General features: G+C 73.1%; 17 protein-coding genes and 2 pseudogenes. 2 read left to right on the top strand and 17 right to left on the bottom strand.

Translation table 11 applies throughout. The annotated features are described in order from the left end of the window. Nucleotides 1-101: 101 nt before the first annotated feature. The 9 genes from QFZ62_RS07110 to QFZ62_RS07070 all read right to left on the bottom strand — a co-directional run bounded on the left by QFZ62_RS07110 (nt 102) and on the right by QFZ62_RS07070 (nt 11,740). Entirely contained in the window at nt 102-1,934 is a 1,833-nt protein-coding gene (locus tag QFZ62_RS07110) for a DUF4012 domain-containing protein (protein ID WP_307503524.1), read from the bottom strand. Further along, nucleotides 1,931-3,658: an O-antigen polymerase gene (locus QFZ62_RS07105; RefSeq protein WP_307503521.1), complete on the bottom strand. Its 1,728-nt coding sequence runs from the start codon at nt 3,656-3,658 to the stop codon at nt 1,931-1,933. The genes QFZ62_RS07110 and QFZ62_RS07105 overlap by 4 nt, the downstream gene beginning before the upstream one ends. Further along, on the bottom strand, nt 3,637-4,686 hold the full coding sequence (locus tag QFZ62_RS07100) for a polysaccharide pyruvyl transferase family protein (protein WP_307503518.1): 1,050 nt from the start codon (nt 4,684-4,686) through the stop codon (nt 3,637-3,639). The genes QFZ62_RS07105 and QFZ62_RS07100 overlap by 22 nt, the downstream gene beginning before the upstream one ends. Next, on the bottom strand, nt 4,683-5,861 hold the full coding sequence (locus QFZ62_RS07095) for a polysaccharide transporter (RefSeq protein ID WP_307503515.1): 1,179 nt from the start codon (nt 5,859-5,861) through the stop codon (nt 4,683-4,685). Before QFZ62_RS07095 ends, QFZ62_RS07100 begins: the two co-directional genes overlap by 4 nt. Further along, a complete protein-coding gene (locus QFZ62_RS07090; RefSeq protein ID WP_307503511.1) occupies nt 5,858-6,904 on the bottom strand; it encodes a glycosyltransferase family 1 protein in 1,047 nt (348 codons plus the stop codon). The genes QFZ62_RS07095 and QFZ62_RS07090 overlap by 4 nt, the downstream gene beginning before the upstream one ends. After that, complete coding sequence (locus QFZ62_RS07085) at nt 6,904-8,034, bottom strand: glycosyltransferase (protein ID WP_307503508.1); 1,131 nt, start codon at nt 8,032-8,034, stop codon at nt 6,904-6,906. The genes QFZ62_RS07090 and QFZ62_RS07085 overlap by 1 nt, the downstream gene beginning before the upstream one ends. Next, complete coding sequence (locus QFZ62_RS07080) at nt 8,034-9,509, bottom strand: sugar transferase (RefSeq protein ID WP_307503505.1); 1,476 nt, start codon at nt 9,507-9,509, stop codon at nt 8,034-8,036. The genes QFZ62_RS07085 and QFZ62_RS07080 overlap by 1 nt, the downstream gene beginning before the upstream one ends. A gap of 89 nt (nt 9,510-9,598) precedes the next feature. Beyond that, nucleotides 9,599-10,318 (bottom strand): low molecular weight phosphatase family protein, encoded by a 720-nt coding sequence (locus QFZ62_RS07075; protein WP_307503502.1) that lies wholly within the window; start codon nt 10,316-10,318, stop codon nt 9,599-9,601. Between the two features lie 9 nt (nt 10,319-10,327). Next, on the bottom strand, nt 10,328-11,740 hold the full coding sequence (locus QFZ62_RS07070; protein WP_307503499.1) for a polysaccharide biosynthesis tyrosine autokinase: 1,413 nt from the start codon (nt 11,738-11,740) through the stop codon (nt 10,328-10,330). Between QFZ62_RS07070 and QFZ62_RS07065 the strand changes: the two are divergent. Continuing rightward, nucleotides 11,688-12,827: pseudogene (locus tag QFZ62_RS07065) on the top strand (acyltransferase family protein); the annotation flags it as partial. The gene QFZ62_RS07070 and the pseudogene QFZ62_RS07065 overlap by 53 nt on opposite strands. 100 nt (nt 12,828-12,927) lie before the next feature. After that, nucleotides 12,928-14,232 carry an acyltransferase family protein gene (locus tag QFZ62_RS07060; RefSeq protein WP_307503496.1) on the top strand — a complete coding sequence of 435 codons (1,305 nt, stop codon included), beginning with the start codon at nt 12,928-12,930 and terminating at the stop codon, nt 14,230-14,232. A 238-nt stretch (nt 14,233-14,470) separates the two neighbouring features. Here the strand turns inward: QFZ62_RS07060 and QFZ62_RS07055 are convergent, their stop codons facing one another. The 8 genes and pseudogenes from QFZ62_RS07055 to QFZ62_RS07020 all read right to left on the bottom strand — a co-directional run bounded on the left by QFZ62_RS07055 (nt 14,471) and on the right by QFZ62_RS07020 (nt 22,741). Further along, the gene (locus tag QFZ62_RS07055) at nt 14,471-15,445 is read right to left on the bottom strand and encodes an acyltransferase (protein ID WP_307503493.1); all 975 of its coding nucleotides are present in this window, start codon (nt 15,443-15,445) and stop codon (nt 14,471-14,473) included. A gap of 153 nt (nt 15,446-15,598) precedes the next feature. Next, nucleotides 15,599-16,327 (bottom strand): SGNH/GDSL hydrolase family protein, encoded by a 729-nt coding sequence (locus tag QFZ62_RS07050; RefSeq protein WP_307503491.1) that lies wholly within the window; start codon nt 16,325-16,327, stop codon nt 15,599-15,601. Between the two features lie 149 nt (nt 16,328-16,476). Next, nucleotides 16,477-17,529: an endonuclease/exonuclease/phosphatase family protein gene (locus QFZ62_RS07045; protein ID WP_307503489.1), complete on the bottom strand. Its 1,053-nt coding sequence runs from the start codon at nt 17,527-17,529 to the stop codon at nt 16,477-16,479. A 184-nt stretch (nt 17,530-17,713) separates the two neighbouring features. Beyond that, complete coding sequence (locus tag QFZ62_RS07040; protein ID WP_307503486.1) at nt 17,714-18,511, bottom strand: dienelactone hydrolase family protein; 798 nt, start codon at nt 18,509-18,511, stop codon at nt 17,714-17,716. 2 nt (nt 18,512-18,513) lie between these two features. Next, complete coding sequence (gene purL / locus QFZ62_RS07035) at nt 18,514-20,877, bottom strand: phosphoribosylformylglycinamidine synthase subunit PurL (RefSeq protein ID WP_307503483.1); 2,364 nt, start codon at nt 20,875-20,877, stop codon at nt 18,514-18,516. Then, nucleotides 20,874-21,569 carry a phosphoribosylformylglycinamidine synthase subunit PurQ gene (gene purQ / locus QFZ62_RS07030; RefSeq protein WP_307503480.1) on the bottom strand — a complete coding sequence of 232 codons (696 nt, stop codon included), beginning with the start codon at nt 21,567-21,569 and terminating at the stop codon, nt 20,874-20,876. The genes purL and purQ overlap by 4 nt, the downstream gene beginning before the upstream one ends. Before the next feature lie 152 nt (nt 21,570-21,721). Then, a pseudogene (purS, locus tag QFZ62_RS07025) lies at nt 21,722-21,961 on the bottom strand (phosphoribosylformylglycinamidine synthase subunit PurS); the annotation flags it as partial. A gap of 96 nt (nt 21,962-22,057) precedes the next feature. Beyond that, complete coding sequence (locus QFZ62_RS07020; RefSeq protein WP_307503477.1) at nt 22,058-22,741, bottom strand: DUF2848 domain-containing protein; 684 nt, start codon at nt 22,739-22,741, stop codon at nt 22,058-22,060. Between the last annotated feature and the right edge of the window lie 39 nt (nt 22,742-22,780).

Raw genomic sequence — 22,780 nt, 5'->3', positions numbered from 1 at the left:
GGGGATGGCCCGACCCCCATTGGCTCGTCGAGTCTACGGGCGGCGGGGGCGGACGACGACGCCCCAGAACGGGGCGGGCGCCGACCGCCCGCGGGCGCGGATCAGCCTGCCGCGGTGCAGGGCACCTCGGTGACCACGGACTCGAGCGGGCGCACGAGGGGGGTGTTGCGCACCTCGAGCGGCCCGGCGTCGTCGCTGGCCGGCATGGTGAAGGTCACCTGCACCGCCTTCGTCTCCTGCGGCGCCAGCTCCGAGCGGATGCGGATCATGCCGCGCCCGCCGTCGGTGCCGCGCGCCTCCTCCGAGAGGAGGTCCGCGTCGGTCGACCAGTCGGACACCGTGGACCCGACGGGCCCGTAGACGAGCAGGTCGTTGAACTGGCGGCCCTTCGAGATGCCGTCGAGCCCGGTGACGTAGCGCGGCAGGCTGGTCGCGGCGTCGAGCGGGGCGATGCTCGTCATGTCGACCGCCACCGTGTAGGTCGTCGTGTCGCCGCAGGTGGAGGACTCGACGCGGGCGCCGGAGCGCAGGTAGTAGCCGAGCTTGGATCCCGGGCCGATGTCGTTGAAGAACAGGCCGATGGTCGTCTGGCCGGCGTTGTCCGCGGGGAGGGCGCCGCTCAGCGGGCCGCCCCCGATGAGCTCCTGCTCCTCGGGCACCGTGCTCCACATCAGGAGGCGGTGCTCCTCGATCGCGCGGTCGAGCGCCGCGACGAGGGGCACGACGGGCGGGGTGTCGGTGACGAGCTTCGCGAAGATGGTGCTGGCCGCGCTGGCGAAGTAGCGGTCCTGCGCGAGGTAGTCGGGGTACTGGGCGTAGACCGCGCCGAGGAGCGTCGGCACGGCGTTCTGCGCGTCGAGCACGTCGCCGGTCTCGAGCGTGATCGGCCCGGTCGCCTCGAGCAGGTAGCTGAGCGCGACGGGGTCGAACGAGAGCACGCCGTCGACGCGGTCGCCGATGTAGCGCTCCCAGTAGGCCTTCGCGAGCGCGCCGGAGGTGGGGAAGTCCGGGAACATCGTGATGTTCTGCTCGAAGCGGTCGGAGCGCGGCTCCACGAGCCGGACCGTCTCGTCGGGCACGGCGCCCTGGCGCACGTTCCGCGGGAAGTCGTTGCTCGACGCCTGGTCCGCGATCCGCACGCTGCCGTCCTCGACGGTCAGCAGCACGAGCGCGGCCGGGTTGCCGCCGGTCGCGCGCACCTCGGCGTTGTTCTGGAACATGAGCAGGTAGTTGCGCGCCCCCTCGGCACCGAGGAGGTCCGGGAGGATCCCGGTGACGGAGGAGAAGGTGTCCGCCGTCTCCTGCGTGGTGCGGAGCGTGTCGTCCATGAGCTGGACGTCGTCGGCGACCTGCGGCCACAGCGCGTCGCGGTCGACGGCGTCGAGCTCGGTGCGCGCGCCGGCGAGACCCGTCGACGCGGTGTCGACCGTCTTCCCCAGGGAGTCGATGCCGGCGAGGTCGATGCTGCCGAGCACGGGCGTGAAGGCCGCCAGGGAGACCTCGGTGGCCGGGGTCACGACGTCGGTGGCGAGCCGGTCGCTGGCGCTGGCCAGGACGCGGGCGGCGTGGAGGTTCGGGCCGATGACCGGCACCCACTCGAAGGCGGCGAGCACGCCGTCCTGCGACGCCTCGGAGGCCTTCGCGGTGTGTCCGCGCAGCTCCGCCGCACCTGCCTTCGCGGTCTCGACGTCGCCCGCCAGGAGCGACGACTGCACGTCCTCGGAGAGGGGCAGCGCCGCGCGCAGCTCGCCCTGGATCGTGTCGACGCGCGGCAGGATCAGCGCCGCGGAGACGCCCACGGCCACGGCGGCCACGCCGACGACGCCGACCGGGATCCACAGCCGCTTGCGCCGCCAGAGGGGGCGGGAGGCGGAGGGCGTCCCGTCGGCGGGCCGTTCTGCAGGAGATTCGGCGGGGGTCTCGGGTCCGGTCATCGATCGGCCTTCCAGGTGGTGGCGGGCCGGCCGGCCGGGAACGCCCGGCCCCCGGCTCGCGCGGGGCGTCCCTCGTCCGCGACGCGGGCGTCGGCGTCCGCGACGCGGTCGTCGGCGTCCGCGTCCGCGACGGCGGGGACGCTCTCGCGCTCCCGCTCGCGCTCCGCGGCGGTGGAGGTCTCGTCGAGCAGCGGCACGGGCGCGCTGACGGGCCCCGTCACCTGCTTGCGGGTGGTGGAGAGCCAGAAGAACAGCGTGAGGATCACGAGCGACGCGATGCTCGTCGACATGCCCTGGTACGCGTCGCCGCGGATGAGGGAGAACAGGTACGGCGTGATCACGATGGCGATGGCGCCGCCCAGCACGCCGCGGCGGCGCATGCGGGCGCGGATGAAGAGGCTGGCGACGAGGCCGAGCAGCGCGCCGATGGCGACGACCCCGGGGACGCCGAAGTTCGAGAACGCCTCGCCGATGGCCGACAGGCTGGTCTCGACCCGGTTGACGCCGTAGAACCGCGGCACGTACGTCGACGTGAACCACGTGTTCCCGCCGCCGAACGGCTTGTCCTCCCAGAGCCCGCGGGGCACGAACCAGGCGGGCACCGCGGCGTAGGTCGAGCCCCACTGGTAGGCCCAGCCGGGCAGGGCGGCCACCTCGTTCAGGCGGATGAGCACGTCGAACGGCCGCGTCTCGATCCCGCTGGTGAGGCGGTCGAGGAGGACGCCCAGGGGGTCCTGCGTGAGGCGGTCGAGCGAGCGGCCGTTGTCGAACGTGGACTCGCGGATGACGATCGAGTAGACCATCGCGATGACGGCCGTGAGGCCCGCGATGACCGCGATCGAGCGGAAGCGGAAGGGCTTCGGGCCGATCTGCTTGAGGATCAGGAACGGCAGGAAGACGCCGATGATGATCGGGCCGCGGCCACCCGCGGATCCCGCGCACACCACGAGGACGAGGGCCCCGATCACGTTGACCCAGTTCCAGGCGTCGAGGCCCTTCTGCCGGCGCGCGAGCACGTTGAGCACGATGGCGATCTGCACGGGGATGTACGAGAGCCCGATGAAGGACTTGCCCGACAGGAAGTCGCTCCGGTTCGCGAGGCCGGCCGTGTAGGCCGCGATGCCGCCGGAGCTCAGCACGAGGTACGTGGTGAGGCCGAGCGCCACGACGGCCGAGATCACGACGAGCGCCTGCGAGATGCTCGTGTCGAAGACGCGCTGCCAGCGCACCTCGGTGTGGGGGACGGTGGTCGTGCGGCCGGTGGCGATCGCGTCGCTGTCGAGCGCCGCCGCGTCCTGGCCGCCCTGCGCGATGCGGCGGGCCTCCCGGGCGGTCGAGTAGTAGTAGACGACGAAGAACGCCGAGAAGAAGATCAGCGCCTCGATGAGGGCGGAGCTCGCCGCGAGCTGCAGCGTGGGGGAGAAGAAGCGCGTGTCCGCGCGGGCGCCCGGGCTCGTCAGCATGCTGTTGGCCACCGTGAGCGGCCGGAGCACGAACAGGAGGAGGCCCGTGGCCGCGACGATGCCGCCGGGGGTCAGCGGGTCGCCGTTGCTCACGGTCTCCTTGACCAGCACGCCGACGAGCAGGACCGCGAGGGCCGCGATCATGAACGGGTAGGACAACTGGTTGCCGAGCAGCGCGACGCCGCCGAGGACCGCGAGGATCGTGAGGACCACGGCGGCCGCGAAGACCGCCGGGGTCGCTAGGCGGTAGGTCGGACCCATGACGTCATCTCCTCGAAAGCCGCGTCCAGGCGGGCGGTGGCGGCGACGAGAGCCGCCGCGGTGGTGGCCGCGGTGCCGGCGTCGGCCGGCCCAGCGATGGCGGTGCGGACCGCCTGGTCGAAGGCGGGCTCCGACGGGATGCCGAACTCGCGCGTGAACGCCCCGACCTTGGTGGCCCCGCCCACGGCCACCACGGGGGTCGACAGCATCGTACCGAGGTACATGGCGTGCATGCGAGACGCCACGACGACCTCGCGGTCCGCCATGAGCTCGGCCGCGCGGCGCCAGCCGTGGTCGCCGGGCTCGGTGACGAGCCGGGCCCGGACCTCGGGCCGGAGCGCGCCGACGTCGGAGTCGTCGCCCTGGTCCATCGAGACGAACACGACCTCGCCGAAGCGCTCCTCGAGCGCCCGGACGTCCTCGAGCGTGACCTGCGGGGAGTGCGTCGCGTTCAGGGCGACGACGGCGCCGCGGCGGCGGTCGGCGGGCGCGGCCAGCTCGGCGAGCTCCGGGGCGGCGAAGAGGCTGACGTCGGCGGCCACCTCGACGGGGAGCCGCGAGTAGCCGGCGGCGCGACCGGCGGAGTCGGGGTCGCGGGTCCAGACGCGCGTGGCGTCGAGGCCCGCGCGGAGGGCGAGGCGCGCGCGGCGGCGGGTCACGGGATCCGCGCCCACGCCGAACACGGCGAGCGGCGTGCGGCTGGTGCGGGCGATGAGGCCGGTGACGGCCATGAGGCGGGGGAGGCCCGCGAAGGGGCGACCCGGCTGGTCGTCCGCGAGCAGCGTGCCGCCGCCGACGACGACCGCGTCCACCTGGCGCACCAGGTCGGCGAGGGGGCGGACGCCGGAGACACGGGCGCGCTGCTCCGGGGAGTCGCGGCGTACGGTCTGCCCGAAGTCGGCGACCACGGTCTCGTGCCCGGCCCGGCGGAGGCGCTCGGAGAGCGCGTCGGTGAGGAAGGCGTCGCCGAGGTTCTGCGGGTGGCCGGACGCGAGGGTGCGGTCGGCGGAGACGATGAGGATCCTCATGCGGTGTCCTTCCTGCGGTTGCGGATGAGGAGCGCGGCGATGGCGGCGCTCAGGACGAGCTCGCTGACGAGCGTGACGCCGGCGAGGAGGACGGTGCCGGCGGTGAGGCAGGCGACGAGCGTGAGGATCACGGCGACGACGCCCGTGACGACGGTGGCGGTGAGCCGCACGCGGATGAGGCCGGAGCCCATCGCGTACGCCATGAGCGCGTAGTTGCCGAACTTGGGGGCGACCGAGAGGAGGATCACGAGGAACACGACCTGGTCGAACGCGTCGCCGCCGAAGACCTGCTCGACGGGCTCGCGGATCAGCGCGATGATCCCGGCGAGCACCAGGCCGCCGAGCGCGAACCGCCACCAGTAGGCGCGGGCGCCGCGTCCGGCCGTGCGGATGCGGGGGATCAGCTGCTGCGAGAGGGTGGCCGGCACGACCTCGAGCGGCTGCACCACGCGGTAGGCGAGCGCGAGCGGCGTGACCGCGTCGACGCCGAGGATCGCGGTGCCGAGCACGAGCGGCGCCTGCGAGTAGAGGGCGCTGAGGGATCCGGAGAGGCCGAACTCGAGGATCTGCGGGAAGACGCGCACCGGCTCCTCGCTCGTGCTCGCGAGGTCGCGGCGGACGGCGACCCACGTGCCCGCGGTGACGACGAGCGACACGAGCGGGAAGGCGAGGAGCACGAGGAGCTCGGGCACGAGCACCGCGATCACGAGCGGCACGGCCTTCAGCACCACGAGCGCGAGGTCGGGGAAGGCGTAGGACGCGTCCCGGCGCCCGACCAGCAGGGGCGCGCGGATCGTGCGGGTGAGCGAGTCGAGCACCTGGCTGACGCCGAGCGCGACGAGCAGCAGCACCGTCTCGCGGGACGCGGTCGACGCCGCGGCCACGGTCAGGAGGACGGCGATGGCGGCGCCGACCGTCCCGAGGCCCGCGTGGAAGGCGACCGCCCGCGCGTGGACGCCGCGGGTGAGGCTCTGGCGGGGGAGGGAGAGCAGGAAGTTGGCCGCGCCGGAGTCCGTGATGATCGCGAAGGAGCTGAGCAGCGCGAACCCCGTGACGAGCGCGTTGCCGTCCGGGCCCGCCGACAGGTGCGTGAGGGCCACCAGCAGCACGAGCTGGAGCACGCGCGTGAGCCCCGCCGCGCCCGTGGGGAGCAGCAGTCCGAGACGACGGATCATCGCGTCCCGATGCTCTGGTACGCGTCGTGGACGGTGCGCGCGCTCATCCGCCAGTCGAAGCGGGAGGTGACGGCGCGGCGGATGCGCGCGGCCTCCTCGTCGTCGAGCGGCGCCGCGGCGGCCAGGCGGGCGAGGGCGTCCGTGACGGCGGACACGTCGCCGGGGGAGAAGTAGTCGGCGTCGTCCCCGCAGATCCAGTGGAACACGGGGATGTCGGACACCGCGAGGCGGGCGCCCGCGACCATCGCCTCCACGAGGGGCAGGCCGAATCCCTCGGCCAGGCTCGGGAACACGACGCCGCGCGAGGCCGCGTAGAGCACGGCGAGCTCGTCGTCGGACACGTAGCCGGCCAGCTTGATGTCGTCCGAGGCGGCCAGGTCGACGTCGCCGAACACGGCGCTGCGCGCGCCCACGAGCACGAGCGGCACGGCCGCCCGGGTCTCCGCGGGCAGGGCGAGGTACGCCTCGGCGAGGCGCGGGAGGTTCTTCCGCGGATCCATGCTGCCGACCGCGAGGAGGTACCCGCCGTCGGCCACCCCGTGCCGGGCGAGGACCTCGGCGCGCTCCTCGGCTCCGCGCGGCGCGCTGAAGACGGGGCTCGGCGCGTTCGGCGCGACCACGACGGGCGCGCTGGAGAGCCCGAGCTCGCGGACCTGCTCGGCGACGGGCTCGCTGACCGTCACGATGACGCGGGCGTCCCGGAGGTTCGCCTTCAGCAGCGGCACGTGGGTCACCACGTACTCCCGGCTGTACCACTCCGGGTTCGTGATCACGAAGAGGTCGTGCACGACGACGATGTGGCGGCGGTGCACGAGGGGGGCGCGGCTCGTGAGCGACAGGAGCACGTCCCGGCGCGTCATCCACGGCAGGGCGGTCTGCACCCAGAGCCAGCTGCGGGCGCCCGAGGACGCGATCGCGTCCGAGGGCGTGGCGCGCGTGACGCCGGGCTGGCCCTCGAGCGCGCGCGCGATCTCGACCGCGTAGCGCTGCTGGCCGGTGATGCGCTGCCCCGCGTAGGCCTGGTTGACGACGAGCCGGCGCATCAGGCGCCCCTCCCGTCGACGAGGGCGCCGTCGTGGCGGACCCAGGCGGCGATGCGGCGCTCGAATGCGGCCACGTCGAAGTCGGCGGAGCGGCGGACGCTGTCCGCGGGGTCCAGCGCCGCGGCGCGGGCGACGGCGTCGGCCAGGCCGGCGCCCTCCCAGTCGTGCATGTGCACGCCCGTCACGCCGTCGATCACGCTCTCCGTGGCGCCGCCGACGTCGCTGACGAGCACCCGGGCGCCCGCGGCCATCGCCTCGACGGGCATGATCCCGAAGTCCTCGACCGGCGGGAACACGTACGCGACCGCGCGCTGGTAGAGCGTGTAGAGGAGGGCGTCCGACGGGCGCGGGATGATCGTGACGGGCACGCGCGCCGCGGCGGCCCGGGCCTGGAGCTCCTCCGCGAGGGGCCCGGACCCGGCGAGCACGACGGGCAGGCCAGCGGCCTCGCCCGCGCGGATCACGAGGTCGAGGCGCTTGTAGGGCACGAAGCGGCTGGCGCCGAGCAGGAAGCTCTCGGGCAGCGACTCCGCGAGAGCCGCGTCGGCTCCCGTGAGCGTGTCCTCCCAGGACGCGGTCGCCCGGATCGCGGTGGCGTCCACCGGCGGGTGGATGACCTGCGAGTCGACGTCCCAGGACACGCGGATCCGCTCCTGCACGAACGCGCTGTTGGCGGCGAACTGGGCGAGCGACGCCTGCGCGCGCCGACGGTCGAGGGCGCGCAGCGGCGGCGCGACGGCCCGCACGAGCGGGTTCGCGCCGCGCTGGTCGAGCTCGGGGGCCCAGAGGTAGCGCGCGGGGCTGTGCACGTAGACGTGCTGGCGCGTGCGCTGGTCGCCCTGGCCGATGTGGTGCGCGAACAGGTGCGAGCTCGACAGCGTCCACTCGTAGGCGTCGAGGTCGAGCGCGCTCCACGTGAGCGGCATGAACGGCAGCGCGAGGGGCTTCCTGCTGCGGAGCGGCGTGCGGGCCAGCCAGCTCTCCCGCACGTGGCGGTCGCCGTAGCGGCCCGGGTCGTCCGTCCAGAGCGCGAACATGTCCGCGTCGGGGAAGGCGCGCGCGAACGCGTCGAAGACCTTCTCGGACCCGCCGGACTTCTCGATCCACTCCTGCACCAGCAACCCGGTCATCAGTAGGCCCCTTCCGCGCGGATGACGGCGGCGAAGGTGCGCGCGAGGATCACGATGTCGCCCGTGAGCGACCAGTTCTCCACGTAGTACAGGTCGAGTCGGATGGCGTCCTCCCAGGACAGGGTCGATCGGCCGCTGACCTGCCAGAGGCCGCTCATGCCGGGCTTGATGAGCAGGCGTCGGCGGGCGACGCTGTCGTACAGGGCCACCTCGCTCTCGCGCTGCGGGCGGGGACCGATGAGGCTCATCGACCCGGCCAGCACGTTCGCGAACTGCGGCAGCTCGTCGAGCGAGTACCGCCGGAGCACGGCTCCCACGCGCGTGACGCGGGGGTCGTCCTCGACCTTGAACAGCGGGGTGTCCCCGGCGCCCCGCTCCTCCAGGAGCGTGAACAGCTCCGCGTCGGCGCCCTGCCGCATGCTGCGGAACTTGAGCATGGCGAACGGCTGGCCGTTCCGGCCGATGCGCTCCTGGCGGTAGAGCACCGTGCCCGGGCTGGTCGCCTTGATGAGGATCGCGATGACCAGGAGCAGCGGGCTGAGCACGATGAGCGTGACGGACGAGACCACGACGTCGAACAGGCGCTTCGTGAGGAGCTTGCGGCTCTCCAGGCGCGGCGTCTCCACGTGCAGGAGCGGGAGGCCGGCGACCGGGCGGGTGTGGATCCGCGGACCGCCGACGTCGGTGAGGCCGGGCGCCATCACCAGGTGGTGGCGGCCGGGCTCGAGCGACCAGCCGATCTCGCGGATGCGCTCGGGCGGCAGCTCGTCGCTCGACGTGATGACGAGCGTGTCCGCGCCCACCGACTCGAGCGCGCGCAGGGCATCGTCCGCGTGGCCGAGCACGGGCACGTCGAGGTCGGGCAGCCGCGCCGGGCGGACGTCGCCCGTGAGGCAGGCGCCGACGACGCGGTAGCCGGCGGCGGGCGCGCGCCGGAGCGTCGCGGCCGTGACGGTGACGCTCTCCAGCGAGCCGACCAGGAGGATCAGCGAGGAGTAGTCGCCGCGACGGCGCTGGGCGGACAGCCACGCGCGCCAGAGGGCGCGGGACGTGAGCAGGAGCAGGAGGCCGAGCGGCAGGCCGGTCACGATGTAGCCGCGGGCGAGGTCGATGTTGACCAGGAAGGCGACGATGGCGATGACGCCGAAGAGGCGCAGCGTCGCGTCGGCCACCCGGCGGTACTCCTGGGTGCCGGTGCCGACGACCCGGTAGTCCCGCGTGCTCGTGATGTGCAGGACGGCCATCCACGCGAGGACCAGCACGCAGGAGACGATCGTGTAGTTCACGGCGATGTCGGGGGCGTCGTCGCCCAGGTCCACCGCGCCGGCCGACGTGCCGAACCACAGGTACTGGACGCCGAACGTGGTGACGACGATGACGACGGCGTCGCTGAGCGCGAGGCGTCGGGCGTAGACGACCCGCCATCGCGAGCCCTCCTGGGGCTCGGCGGTGCGTCGTGTCTGCTGCGTGGTCACGGTTCCCTCGGGGAAGTGGCCCCGGTGGGGGGCCGTCGGCGGTCAGGGGGGCTTCGTGGGCCCCCGCATCCGGTGGTCGTCCTCCCGGGTCAGTCCCGGGGGCGCGGGGCGTCGGTGCGCGTCACGGCGCGCACCGAGGACAGGACGGACTCGATGGCGCCGCCCGCCTGCTCGCCGGACGCGTCGTACGTGTCCTGCGATCGGCGGTACGGGTCGACCACGTCGTAGTCGTCCTCGTGCGCGGGCGGCAGGGTCACGCCCCGCTGCGCCGCGATGAGCGGGACGAGCGCCCGCAGCTGCGCGGACACGTCCCCGTCGCAGGAGATGTGCTTCTCGTCCCCGGTGACCTCGACGAGGTGCTCGAAGAGGGCCGCGAACTCGCGGAGCGTGAACGTGAAGCGGTTGGCGCGCGGGAGCGCGCGCACCACGAGGCTGCGGTGCTCGCGCGCCATGGTGAGGACGAGGTCGGTGCCCTGGATGATCGCGGGCGTCAGGTAGCGGGCCTCGTGCTCGCTCGGGTCCCCGCCGTAGCGCACCGACAGCTCCGCGGCCTGCTCCGGCATCCGCTGGCCCTCCGCCGCGATGGTGCCGGCGCTGGAGAAGCGCACGACCGCGTCGGCCTGGGCGGCGTCGCCGCCGAAGATCGCCCGGACGCGCGCCCGCAGCACCTGCTCGGCGAGCGGGGAGCGGCAGATGTTGCCCGAGCAGACGAAGAGGACGCGGAAGGCGCCGTCGTCGACGGGCTCGGCGGAGGAGCCGCCGAGGGCCGCGCGTGCGGCCCTGCGGCTGGTGGGGGCGATGTCCGACATGGAGGGGCGCTACGCCTTGATCTTCTCGATGGGCGCCTTGGTCTTCTGCCCGTCGCGATCCTCCGTGTACCCGTACCCGTAGCCGTAGTGGCCGTAGCCGTACGCGTCCGGGCCCTTGGTGGGGAGCATGGTGATGACGAGGCCGAGCACGTCCGCGCCCACGTTGGTGAGGTTGGCGATCGCGCTCTTCAGCTGGGTGCGGTGCGTGCGGCCCGCGGCGACGACGACGATCGCGCCGCCGGCGTTCTTGGACAGGATCGCCGCGTCGGTGACGGGGAGCAGCGGCGGGGCGTCGATGAGGACGACGTCGTAGCGCTCCTCGAGGTCCTGCAGCAGGCGCGCCATGCCCTGCGAGCCGAGGAGCTCGGACGGGTTCGGCGGGATCTGGCCGGCGGGCAGGATCGAGAGCATGCCCGAGCCCCAGGGCTGGATGACGTCCTCGATCTCGGCGCGGCCGATGAGGATGTCGGTGAGGCCCACGGCGCCCTCGAGCCCCATGTAGGAGGCGAGGCGCGGGCGGCGGAGGTCGGCGTCGATGAGGACGACCTTGATGCCGGAGTCGGCCAGCGCCAGCGCCAGGTTCGAGCTGGTCGTCGACTTGCCCTCGCCCTGGATGGAGGAGGTGATGACGAAGCTGCGCGAGCGGCCGCCGAACTCCAGGAACTGGAGGTTGGTGCGGAGGCTGCGGAAGGACTCCGCACGGGGGCTGCGCGGGTCGTCCTGGACGATGAGCGGACGCTCGGTCGCCTTGGGGTCGAACGCGATGCCGCCGAGGATGGGCTTGGTCGTGACGAGCTCGACGTCGCGCTCCCCGCGGATGCGGTTGTCGAGCGTCTCGCGGAGGAGGCTGATGCCCACGCCGACGAGGAGGCCGATGATGGCGCCGACGATGATGTTGACCGGCAGGTTCGGCGAGGAGGGCGCCTCGGGGATCTCCGCCTGCTCGAGCTGCGTGATCTGCACCTGGGCCGTGCCCTCGATGGTCTCGGGGACGAGCGTGCCGACGACGGTGGTGAGGCTGGCGCCGATGGCGTCCGCGAGGGTCGCGGCGTCCTGTCGGTTCTCGTCCGTGACCGTGATGTCGATGATGGTGGTGTCGAGCGGCGCCGAGGCGCGGACGGACTCGGCGAGCTCGCGCGACGTGATGTCGAGGCCGAACTCGTCGATGACCGGCTGGAGCACGGCGCGGGTCGTGACGACGTCCGCGTAGCTCTTCACCGCCTGCTGGGTGAAGTTGTTGCCCTGCTGGAGCTCCGAGACGCTGCCCGAGCTGCTGGGGGCGACGAACACCTTGGTGGACGCCTCGTACTCGGGGGTCTGGAGGAGGGAGAAGGCAGCCGCGGCGCCGACCCCGACCAGGAGCGTCAGGATGATCAGCACCGCGCCCCTACGCAGCATCCGAATGAAGTCACGGAGCGCCATAACTAAGAACCCTTCCCCAAAAGCACACAGGCGCGGAGTGTCCGCATACGTGGGATATCCACAGCCTCGGCTGTCTATCATCACACAGCCCACGGGCGGCGCAGGCAGTGCCGAACGCCCCCGTCCGGGGCGTGGTCGGCCCTCCGGGGCCCTGTTATGGTCGCTCCTACAGCAGTGCTGCACGGCGGTACACGAGTCAGTTGGGACCGAGGCCATGAGCTCGCAGACATTTCGCCGGGGCACCCCCGCGCTCCCGGACCAGTCGGAGCTGCGCTCCGCCCGACGCAGCAAGAACCCTCCTCCCACGGGGGATTCGCCTGTCGCGGTGAACCGCGGATTCCGCCCCGACGTCGAGGGGCTGCGGGCCCTCGCGGTCATCGCCGTCATCGTCGACCACCTCGTCGGCTGGCCGTCCGGCGGCTTCGTCGGCGTCGACGTCTTCTTCGTCATCAGCGGGTTCCTCATCACCGGCCTGCTGCTCAAGGAGTACGAGCGCACGCGGAAGATCTCGTTCCTCGACTTCTACAAGCGCCGCGTCCGCCGCATCATGCCGGCCGCGCTCCTCGTGCTCGTGGTCACCACGGCCGTCTCGTTCCTCGTCTTCAACGTGGTGCGCGCGCAGGCGAGCCTGTGGGACGCCCTCTGGTCCGCGCTCTTCGTCTCCAACTGGCACTTCGCGAGCGCCGGGACCGACTACTTCGCCGCCGACGGGCCCATCTCGCCGTTCCGCCACTACTGGTCCCTCTCCGTGGAGGAGCAGTTCTACGTCGTCTGGCCCGTGCTGATGGTCCTCGTGATCACGCTCGTTCGCCGCCGCACCAAGTCGCGCCGTGAGCGCGCTCGCCTCGTGCCGCTCGCCATGGGCCTCACCGTCGGCGCCCTCATCGTCGCGTCGCTGGCGTGGGGCTTCTACGAGACCTCGGCCCGCCCGACCGTCGCGTACTTCTCCACCTTCTCCCGCGCGTGGGAGCTCGGCATCGGCGCCCTCCTCGCGATCTTCGCGGCCCGCATCGGCACGCTGCCCGCCGCGCTCCGCCCGGTCCTCGGCTACGTCGGCCTCGCGGGCATCGTCGCGTCGTTCTTCGTCATCGCCGGCGACCGCGCCTTCCCGGTCCCGTCGGGCCTCCTCCCGGTGCTGTCGACCGCGCTGGTCATCGCCTCTCGGCATCGGCGGCGTCTCGAAGGCCATGGCGCCGATCACGAACCCGGTGACGACCTACATCGGCCGCCTGTCGTTCTCGCTGTACCTCTGGCACTTCCCGGCGATCATCCTGCTCGCCTCGGTGCTCGGCACCGGCACGCTCCCCTTCTACGGCGCGGCCGTCGCCGCGACCCTCGTGCTCGCCACGGCGTCGTTCCACCTCGTCGAGGACCCGATCCGCCGCTCCGACTGGCTCGACCCGAAGAAGTCGCCCAACCGCCGGTCCTCCAAGGCCCGCCTGCGCATGGCCGTCGCGTCCCTGTCGGTCGTCGCGGTCGCGGTCGTGGGCGTCGTCGCGCTCGCGGTCGTCCGCGACGAGCCGGGCGGACCGACGCAGATCCCGGGCGGCACGCAGGCCTCCGCGGAGCCGCAGGCGCCCGTCGAGGCCACCGGCACGGCCCTCGAGACGCGCACGCAGCAGATCACCGAGGCCCTCGCGGCCGACGAGTGGCCGGCGCTGGATCCCGCGGTGGAGTCGTTCGGCGACTTCGGCCGCGATGTCATCGCCCCCGAGTGGGCGGGCGACGGCTGCCTCGGCGCCGACCTGCCGCGGGTGAAGGACGCGGTCGCGAACACGGAGCACTGCGTCTACGGCAACGCGTCGGCGGGCCCCGAGAAGACCGCGGTGATTTTCGGCGACTCGCTCGCCATCAGCTACGCCCCCATGCTGCGCACGAGCCTCGGCGACGACTGGAAGGTGCGCGTGCTCACCATGGCGCGCTGCCCCGCCTCCACCGTGACGAGCATCGACACGGACGGCTCGGAGTACACGGAGTGCGGCGAGTTCCGCACCTGGGCGCTGGGCGAGATGAACGCCACGAAGCCGGCGCTGGTCCTCGTGAGCGAGGCCCTCGACAACTCCTACCTCTCGAGCAAGGCCACCGGTGGCGCCGCGGACCGCGAGTGGCAGGCGGGCGCGCTCACCACCATGCAGTCGCTCAAGACCGCCGCCACCGACGTGGTCGTCCTGTCCCGCCCGCCGGCCGCCACGGCGCTCGTCGAGTGCAAGACGCCGACGAGCTCGCCGGACGACTGCAAGTCCGAGGTGTCGCCCTCCTTCATCAGCCACGCCCGCGTCATGCAGGCGGCCGCGACCGAGGTCGGCGAGCCCGTGCAGTTCGTCAACACCCAGGGCTGGTTCTGCAGCCAGGGCACGTGCCCCGCCTTCGTGAACGGGATCCCGGTGCGCGGCGACTCCTCGCACCTCACGGCCCGCCAGTCGGCGGACCTCGCGCCCATCATGTCGGACCTCCTCGCCACGCTCGGCTCCGAGGAGCCCGCGGCCGGCTGAGCCCGCGCCGCACCGGTGCACGCCACGACGGGCGCTCCTCCTCCGGGAGGGGCGCCCGTCGTCGTCCGGTCAGGGCGCGGCCGTCGTCGCGCGGCCGGTCGACCGCCGGTGCGGGTGCCGCGGTGCGCTGCGTCGCAGGCTGCGCGGCCGGATCCGGAGAGCGGCAGCGCGGGTCAGTGCCGTCGAAGCCGGGGGAGCGGGAGCGGAGTCGGTGCTGCCGGATCCGCAGGAGCGCGGGTCAGTGCCGGCGGGTGCGCGCGGGTGTCGCGTTGCGCGTGAGGCGCCGCGCGACGCCGATGAAGGGCACCTCGACGAAGCGGTGCACGAGCCAGGACGCGACGAGGGTCGCGGCGATCGCCGCGACGACGAGGGGCGCCCCCTCGGGCACGCCGACGGCGCGCATCACGCGGTAGGCCAGCGGGTGCAGGAGGTACGCGGCGTACGAGATCGCGCCCAGCCAGATGAGCACCCGGGAGTGGGCGGCCCGACGCGACGCGTAGAAGGCGAAGAACAGGCCGAGGCCGAGCAGGAACGACACGGAGTAGTCGAACGGCGGCCACGCCGGGTCCTGTCCGCCGTTGAGGTAGGCGAACACGGGCACGCCGACGGCGCCGGCCACGAGCAGGCCGCGCCACGCGGTGGATCCGTCGCGGTCCCGCAGGTGGATCGCGTGCCCGAGGGAGGCCGTGTAGAGGAGGAGCGGCAGCGTCCACGGCAGCTCGCGCTCCAGGACCCGCCCGACCACCGCGGCCGCGACGAAGCCGCCCAGCCAGACGTAGCCCAGGCCGACGCTCCGATCCAGGCGGCCGAGGAGCTTGGCGACGAGGGACTGGCCGTAGAAGATGAGCTCGATGCCGAGGGTCCACGCCGTCGGCACGATCGTGTAGATGCCCACGGCGCCCTGCACCATCAGCACGTTGGCCATGATCGTCAGGGGCCCGCCGAGCTCGCCCTCACCGGTCGTGGCGACCCACAGCATCATGAGGCCGAGCACGAGCCAGTAGAGGGGGAAGAGGCGGTAGAGGCGGCGCACGAGGAAGGTGCGGGTGTCCTGCCGCTGCAGGCTGAGCGGGATCACGTAGCCGCTGACCAGGAAGAACGCGACGACGCCCACGCGCCCGGCGTCCACCCACTCGCGGCTGAACTCCTCGAACGCCGGGTACTGCGCGGGCGACGAGGTGCTGCAGCACCACGATGAACGACGCGACGCCACGGACGGCCTCGAGGAACTCGATCTTCCGACCGGTCTCGCTCTTCACTGTCACGGTGCTGGTCACGCGGGCTCTCCTCTGGTGCGGGCACGGCGATGGACGCACCGCTTCGACCCTAACGGCCGGTCCGACGGCGGGAGGGCGGGGGGATGCCCCTACTTCTGGGCGGCTGCGCCCTCGAGGACCTCGGTGCGCAGGTGGTTGCGCACCTCCGCGCCCATGAGCTTGTAGCCCTTCATGGTGGTGTGGATCCCGTCGCGGAAGAACTCGGTGCGCCACTTCCCGGCCTTGGTGGTGAGGTTCTTCCAGGGGTCGAAGTAGTCGAAGCCCTGCGCCTCGGCGAACGCCTCGAGGTGCGCGTTGACCTCGCGCGGGATCTCGGGCGCGGCGTTCTGCGGCGGGATGCCGAGGATCACGGTCTCCTTCGGCGCGAGCTTGCCCACCGTCTGCAGGATGTCGGCGTCGAGCTGCGTGTCCGGGACGCCGGAGGCGCGGTTGTTCGTGCCGATCATGATGAGCGCCACGTCGACGTCCTCGATCGCGGGCGTGCTCGCCGCCATGAAGGTGCTCGTCGCGCCGTCGTTGCCCCAGCCGCCCACGAAGGTCATCGGGTCGCCCACGACGTAGTCCACGTAGGCCATGCCCTGCTCGCGGCCCTGCTCCAGCGTGCCGACGAAGCCGTTGGTGTTCGAGTCGCCCATGACGGCGACGCGGATCAGGTCCTCGGGCGCCGTCGTGGCGGTCGCGGTCGGCTCGAGCGTGCCGTCGGAGCCGGGGGTCCCGGGCGCGGACGTGGGCGCCGCTGAGCCGTTGGTGCACCCGGCGAGCAGGAGGATGGCGGCGAGGGCGCTGACGGCGCCCCGGGCCATGCGACGTGCGGGCATAGGGGTGGATCCAATCGTGGTGGGGTCCGCGGCAGCGGCGAGCCGGTGACCCCGTCAGCCGCTGCGATCACGGGGCCGCTCGAACACCATCATGACATGCGGTGTCCGAGCGGCCGGGCCACCCTCCGCGGGCGGCGCGGCGGCCGGGATCAGGCGGTGCGGGCGAGGCGCACGAGCGCCTGCACGGCGGCGTGATCCGAGGGGGAGCGGCCCTCGAACGTGTAGGGGTTGATGGCCGAGTCGACCACCTCGACGCCGTCGCCCGCGAGGATCCAGTCAATGCGCTCGCCCTCGGGCACGGGCGCGCCGTAGGCGGTGAAGGTGCCGATGCCGGGCGTCGCGTGGTGCGCGGCGGTGGTCCAGGTGTCGGCGAGGCCCGCGTCGCGCGTGAGGATGTCGTACGCCGCCGACTCCTCGGCCGGCGCGTTGAAGTCGCCCGTGACGACGACGGGGGCGCCCGAGGCGACCTCCTGCAGCCGCTCGGTGATGAGGTCGGCGCTCTTCACGCGCGCGAGCTCGGACTCGTGGTCGAGGTGCGTGTTGAGGTGCACGAACTCGGCGCCGCTGCGGCGGTCGCGGAAGCGCGCCCACGTCGCGATGCGGGTGGTGCTGCAGCCCCAGGAGCGGGATCCGATGAGCTCCGGCAGGTCGGACAGCCAGAACTGGTCCCACGCGACCACGTCGAGGCGGCGCTCGTCGTAGAAGATCGCGCTGTACTCGCCGCCGGACCCGCCGTCGCGGCCGTAGCCGAGCATGCGGTGGTGGGGGAGCGCCCGGGCGATGGCGGGCAGCTGGGCCGCGAGGGCCTCCTGCACGCCGAGCACGGTGGGCTGCTCGAGCTGGAGGAAGCGGGCGAGCACGGGCTCGCGGTCGGCCCAGTGGTCGGGGTCGCCGGGCTCGGTGGACGCGCGGGCCAGGCGGATGTTGCAGGTCATGACGTGCACGAGGTCACCCTCGGCCGAGCCGATGGTCGCCTGCTGGGGCGGGGCGGGAGCGACGCGCGTCGCTGCCGCCGGCCGAGACGGAGGGGGGTCCGCCTCCGCGGTGCCGTCGGGGCCGTCCGTCGTGGTGGTCGTCTCGTCCGCGCGCGGCCGCTCGAGGAGCGCCGTGCCGGAACCGCGGGTGGGGCGTCCGACGCCCGGATCCGATGATCCGGCACCGTCGAACAGGTCGCGTCGGCTGAATCCGCCGCTGGCCATCATGGAGATCTCCTCGGGTCGCACGTGTTCTCGCGTGATCAGCCTGCGCGCAGGAGCCCCGTCGGGGCACCAACGGCACGTGGCGGACGCGTGAACTGCATGCTCAGGTCTACGTGAGGCGATCCGGCATGGCAACCCGGTGGCGGCGTGTCGTCGATCCGTGTAGGGATCCGCCAGGCGGGGCGGATCAGCCCAGGTGCTCGGCGAGGAAGTCCGTGAGCGCGCGCCACGAGCGGCGCTCGGCGCGGTCCTGGTACTGCGCGCCGTGGTCGGGCGCGTCCACGCCCGGCACGGAGAACGCGTGCATCGCGCCGCTGTAGCTGACGACCTGCCAGTCGATCGCGGGACGCGTGCGCATCTCGGCCTGGAACGCGGCGACCTTCTCGTCGGGGACCATCGGGTCGTCCGCGCCGGTGAGGACGAGGATCGCGGCCCGCACATGCTCGACGTCGGCGGGCTCGTGCACCACGAGGCTGCCGTGCAGCGAGATCGCGGCCTTGACGTCCGCGCCGGCGCGGGCCACCTCGAGGGACGCGCTGCCGCCGAAGCAGTAGCCCATGACGGCGATGCGCGACGGGTCGACGTCGGGCTCCGCGGCCAGGCGGTCGATGCCGGCCTGTACGCGGGCGCGCATCAGCGGGAGGTCGGCGTAGTACGCGCCGGCGACGCCGGCGGCCTCGGCCGGGCCGGGGCGCACGTCGCGGCCGTACACGTCCGCGGCGAACGCGACGTAGCCGAGCCGCGCGAGCATCTGGATCCGGGCGGCGACGTGCCCGCCGACGCCGAACCAGTCGTGGATCACGAGCACGGCCGGGCGGCGGCCGCCCAGCGCGGCGTCGCGCGCGAGCAGGCCCTCGAGCTCGGTGCCGTCGTGGTCGTAGAGCACGGGGCCCATCTGGATGTCCGCGCCCTCGGGCAGCGGCACGCGCTCGGTGAGCTCGGCGAGGGACGGCGACCAGACGGGGATCGATGCGGGATCGGTCATGCTCATGCCTCCACGGCGGTGCCGAAGCGCGCGGGGAGCGTCGCGCGGTGGATCCCGCGGAGCTCCTCCACGGACAGGGTGAACAGGCCCTGCAGCTCGAGGCCGGGCGCCTGGGCGTCCGTGACGCCGATGCGGAGCACCGGGTAGCCGCGGCCCTCGCAGAGGCCCTGGAACTTCACGTCGTCCTCGCGGGGCACCGTGACGAGCATGCGGCCGGTGGACTCGGAGAAGAGCGCGGTGGCCGCGTCGACGCCGTCGCGCTGGACGATGCCGTCGAGCCAGACGCGCGCGCCGACGCCGAAGCGCATCACGCACTCCGCGAGCGCCTGGCCGAGGCCGCCGTCCGAGAGGTCGTGCGCGCTCGCGATGAGCGACTGTGTGGCGCCCGCCGCGACGAGCGAGGCGAGGTCCCTCTCGGCGGCGAGGTCGACCACGGGCGGGACGCCGCCGAGATGGTCGTGCACCGTGCCGGCCCACGCGGATCCGTCGAGCTCCTGGCGCGTGACGCCGAGGAGGTAGATGTTGTCGCCCTCGTCCTGCCAGCCGGACGGGATGCGGCGCGCGACGTCGTCGATCACGCCGAGCACGCCCACGACGGGCGTGGGGTGGATGGCCTGCGTGCCCGTCTGGTTGTAGAGGGAGACGTTGCCGCCCGTCACGGGGATCTCGAGCTCGAGGCAGCCGTCCGCGAGGCCCTCGACCGTGCGGCTGAACTGCCACATGACCTCGGGGTCCTCGGGGCTGCCGAAGTTGAGGCAGTCGCTGACGGCCACGGGCGTCGCGCCGGACGCGGCGACGTTGCGGTACGCCTCCGCGAGGGCGAGCTGCGCGCCGCGGTACGGGTCGAGCTGGCAGAAGCGGCCGTTGGCGTCGGTCGCGACCGCGAAGCCGAGCCCGCTCTCCTCGTCGACGCGCACCATGCCCGCGTCGTCCGGGAACGACAGGGCGGTGTTGCCCATGACGTAGCGGTCGTACTGGTCGGTGATCCACGACGCGTCCGCGAGGTTCGGGCTGCCGAGCAGCTGCAGGAACTGGTCGCGGAGGTCGTCGGGCGCGGTGGGGCGCGCGAGGCGCGAGGCGGAGTCGGCCTGGAGGGCGTCGATCCACGTGGGGTAGGCGACGGGCCGGTCGTAGACCGGGCCGTCGACCGCGACCGTGCGCGGCTCGACGTCGACGATGCGCTCGCCGTGGTGGTCGATCACGAGGCGGCCGGTGTCGGTGACCTCGCCGAGCACGCTCGTCTCGACGTCCCACTTGCGGACGACCTCGAGGAAGCCCTCGAGCTTCTCCGGCGTGACGACCGCCATCATGCGCTCCTGGCTCTCCGACATGAGGATCTCCTCGGCCGTGAGCGACGGGTCGCGCAGCAGCACCTCCTCGAGCCGGATGTGCATGCCGCCGTCGCCGTTGGAGGCGAGCTCGCTGGTGGCGCAGGAGATGCCGGCGGCGCCCAGGTCCTGGATGCCCTCGACGAGGTCCTTCGCGAACAGCTCGAGGCAGCACTCGATGAGCACCTTCTCGGCGAACGGGTCGCCCACCTGCACCGCGGGGCGCTTGGTCGGGCCGCCGTCGGCGAAGGTGTCGCTCGCGAGGATGGAGGCGCCGCCGATGCCGTCGCCGCCCGTGCGGGCGCCGAAGAGCACGACCTTGTTGCCGACGCCGCGGGCGTTGGCGAGGTGCAGGTCCTCGTGACGGAGGACGCCGACCGCGAGCGCGTTGACGAGCGGGTTGCCCTGGTACACGCGGTCGAAGTAGGTCTCGCCGCCGATGTTCGGGAGGCCGAGGCAGTTGCCGTAGAAGCTGATGCCCGCGACCACGCCGTGCACGACGCGCGCCGTGTCGGGGTCGTCGATGTCGCCGAAGCGGAGCGCGTCCATGACGGCGACGGGGCGGGCGCCCATCGAGATGATGTCCCGGACGATGCCGCCGACGCCGGTGGCCGCGCCCTGGAACGGCTCGATGTAGGAGGGGTGGTTGTGGCTCTCGATCTTGAAGGTGACCGCCCAGCCCTCGCCCACGTCGACGACGCCGGCGTTCTCGCCCATGCCGACCATGAGGTCCTTCTTCATGGACTCGGACACCTTCTGCCCGAACTGGCGCAGGTACTTCTTGGAGGACTTGTAGGAGCAGTGCTCGCTCCACATGACCGAGTACATGGCGAGCTCGCCGCTCGTGGGCCGGCGGCCGAGGATCTCGCGGATCCTCAGGTACTCGCCCTCCGTGAGGCCGAGCGCCGCGTACGGCTGCTCCTTCTCGGGGGTGCGCTCGGCCATCGCGACGGTGTCGGCGACGTGGCGGCGCGCGCCCTGCCCCTCTCCCGCGGGGGCCTCGGTGGGGACGGATGCGGGATCGGGGTGGACGCTCACTGCGCGAGGACTCCTTCGAGGACGGACGTGAAGAGACGGAGGCCGTCGACACCGGAGCGCATGGCGGCCGGGGTGTCCGGTCCGAAGCCCTCCTCGACGGCGTGCTCGGGGTGGGGCATGAGGCCGACGACGTTGCCGCGGGCGTTGGTGATCCCGGCGATGTCGCGCAGGGATCCGTTCGGGTTGCCGCCGAGGTAGCGGAAGGCCACGCGGCCCTCGCCCTCGAGGCGGTCGAGCGTGTCGGCGTCGGCGATGAAGCCGCCCTCGCCGTTCTTCAGCGGGATGGTGATCTCCTCGCCCTGATCGAACGCGCTCGTCCACGCGGTGGCCGTGGCCTCGACGCGGAGGCGCTGGTCGCGGCAGACGAAGGCGCCGGCCTCGTTGCGGATGAGCCCGCCGGGCAGCAGGTGCGCCTCGGTGAGCATCTGGAAGCCGTTGCAGATGCCGAGCACGGGGACGCCGCGCTCGGCCGCGTCGACGACCTCGCGCATGATCGGCGCGAAGGCCGCGATGGCGCCCGCGCGCAGGTAGTCGCCGTAGCTGAACCCGCCGGGGAGCACGATCGCGTCGACGCCCTGGAGGTCGTGGTCGCCGTGCCAGAGCGCGACCGGGGTGGCGCCCGCGAGACGGACGGCGCGCTGGGCGTCGCGGTCGTCGAGGGATCCCGGGAAGGTGATGACCCCGACGCGCATCAGCGCTGCTCCGCCGCGGCGGAGCCGTGGGGGAGCGGGTGCGCGGCGACGTCGGTGTCGGCCGTGCCGCCCTCCGCGATGGTGTGCTCGTCGGTGACGTTGCCGGTGGCCATGTCGGCCGCGGCGAAGGCGCCGAACCCGTCGAGGCCGGCGACGTGGACGCTGATGACGTCCTCGATGACGGAGTTGGAGAGCATGTCGGCGGCGAGGGCCTGGACGTCGGCGAGCAGCGCGTCGTCCACCTCGCCCTCGACGGTGAGCTCGAAGCGCTTGCCGATGCGGACGCCGGTGAAGCGGTCCTTGCCGAGGCGGGACAGGGCGCCGGCCACGGCCTTCCCCTGGGGGTCGAGCAGCTCGGCCTTGGGCATCACTTCGACGACGATCGTGGGCACGATGGATCTCCGGCTTCCTGGAGGCGGGTGGATGCGCTCAGCGTACCGGACCGCCGCGCCCCGCCGGGCGGGTCGGCGGGGCGGACGGCGCCGGGATCAGCCGATCGCCTCGGGCAGCAGCTCCACGCGGTAGGCGGCGTCGATGGTCTCGCCGGTCGCCGGGTCCTCGAGCTGCACGCGCCAGCGCGACGCGAACTGGTCGACGCCCGGGATCATGGCCACGGTGCCGGAGATGAGGACCGTGCCGGGGACGCGGAGGCCGCGCCGCTCGAGCACCTCGAGCCAGTGGTCGGGGGTGAGGAGCGCGCCGAGGGTCGAGTCCTGGATGAGCTCCTCGGCACCCTCCTCGCCGACCCAGCCGCGCAGGCGGATCGCGTCGAGGCGGTCGCGCACGTCGGCCAGGCGCCAGGCGCGGCGGCCGAGGACGTCGGGGCCCGCGTTCTTGCTCCAGGCGACGCCGTGCACCTCGAGCGCGCGGTCGGTGTGGTCGCAGGCGACGGTGAGGAGCACGTCGTCGTCGGTGATGACGAGGGCCCACTCGGCCTCGCCGGAGGTGCGGCCGTGCTGCGCCGGCACCGCGTCGGCCTGCGACGCGAGGTACGGCGCGACGGGGTAGAGCGCGGGCGTGACCTCGGGGCCCGGGACGCCCAGCTCGGCGAGCTCGGCGATGTGCGCCTGCACCTCCGCCTGGTCGCGACCCGCGTAGCCGGCGTTGAGGAGGCTCACGACCTCGACGCTCGTGGTGGATCCGTCGGGCAGCTGGAAGCGCAGGGTGGTCATCGGTCCTCCGGTGTGTGTTTCGAGCGTGTGAAGAAATGC

The organism is Clavibacter sp. B3I6 (genome assembly GCF_030816895.1).
Lineage (GTDB): Bacteria > Actinomycetota > Actinomycetes > Actinomycetales > Microbacteriaceae > Clavibacter.
Note: the sequence above shows the minus strand (reverse complement) of the source record. Positions and strands in the feature narration are given on the sequence as shown.

Coding starts and splice junctions, on each gene's coding strand:
- QFZ62_RS07060 (WP_307503496.1), top strand. CDS start 12,928: ATGGCGCCGATCACGAACCCGGTGACGACCTACATCGGCCGCCTGTCG.
- QFZ62_RS07045 (WP_307503489.1), bottom strand. CDS start 17,529: ATGATGGCCAGCGGCGGATTCAGCCGACGCGACCTGTTCGACGGTGCC.
- purQ (WP_307503480.1), bottom strand. CDS start 21,569: ATGCGCGTCGGGGTCATCACCTTCCCGGGATCCCTCGACGACCGCGAC.
- QFZ62_RS07040 (WP_307503486.1), bottom strand. CDS start 18,511: ATGACCGATCCCGCATCGATCCCCGTCTGGTCGCCGTCCCTCGCCGAG.
- QFZ62_RS07050 (WP_307503491.1), bottom strand. CDS start 16,327: ATGCCCGCACGTCGCATGGCCCGGGGCGCCGTCAGCGCCCTCGCCGCC.
- QFZ62_RS07095 (WP_307503515.1), bottom strand. CDS start 5,861: ATGATCCGTCGTCTCGGACTGCTGCTCCCCACGGGCGCGGCGGGGCTC.
- QFZ62_RS07020 (WP_307503477.1), bottom strand. CDS start 22,741: ATGACCACCCTGCGCTTCCAGCTGCCCGACGGATCCACCACGAGCGTC.
- QFZ62_RS07085 (WP_307503508.1), bottom strand. CDS start 8,034: ATGACCGGGTTGCTGGTGCAGGAGTGGATCGAGAAGTCCGGCGGGTCC.
- QFZ62_RS07090 (WP_307503511.1), bottom strand. CDS start 6,904: ATGCGCCGGCTCGTCGTCAACCAGGCCTACGCGGGGCAGCGCATCACC.
- QFZ62_RS07105 (WP_307503521.1), bottom strand. CDS start 3,658: ATGGGTCCGACCTACCGCCTAGCGACCCCGGCGGTCTTCGCGGCCGCC.
- QFZ62_RS07070 (WP_307503499.1), bottom strand. CDS start 11,740: ATGGCGCTCCGTGACTTCATTCGGATGCTGCGTAGGGGCGCGGTGCTG.
- QFZ62_RS07100 (WP_307503518.1), bottom strand. CDS start 4,686: ATGAGGATCCTCATCGTCTCCGCCGACCGCACCCTCGCGTCCGGCCAC.
- QFZ62_RS07075 (WP_307503502.1), bottom strand. CDS start 10,318: ATGTCGGACATCGCCCCCACCAGCCGCAGGGCCGCACGCGCGGCCCTC.
- QFZ62_RS07110 (WP_307503524.1), bottom strand. CDS start 1,934: ATGACCGGACCCGAGACCCCCGCCGAATCTCCTGCAGAACGGCCCGCC.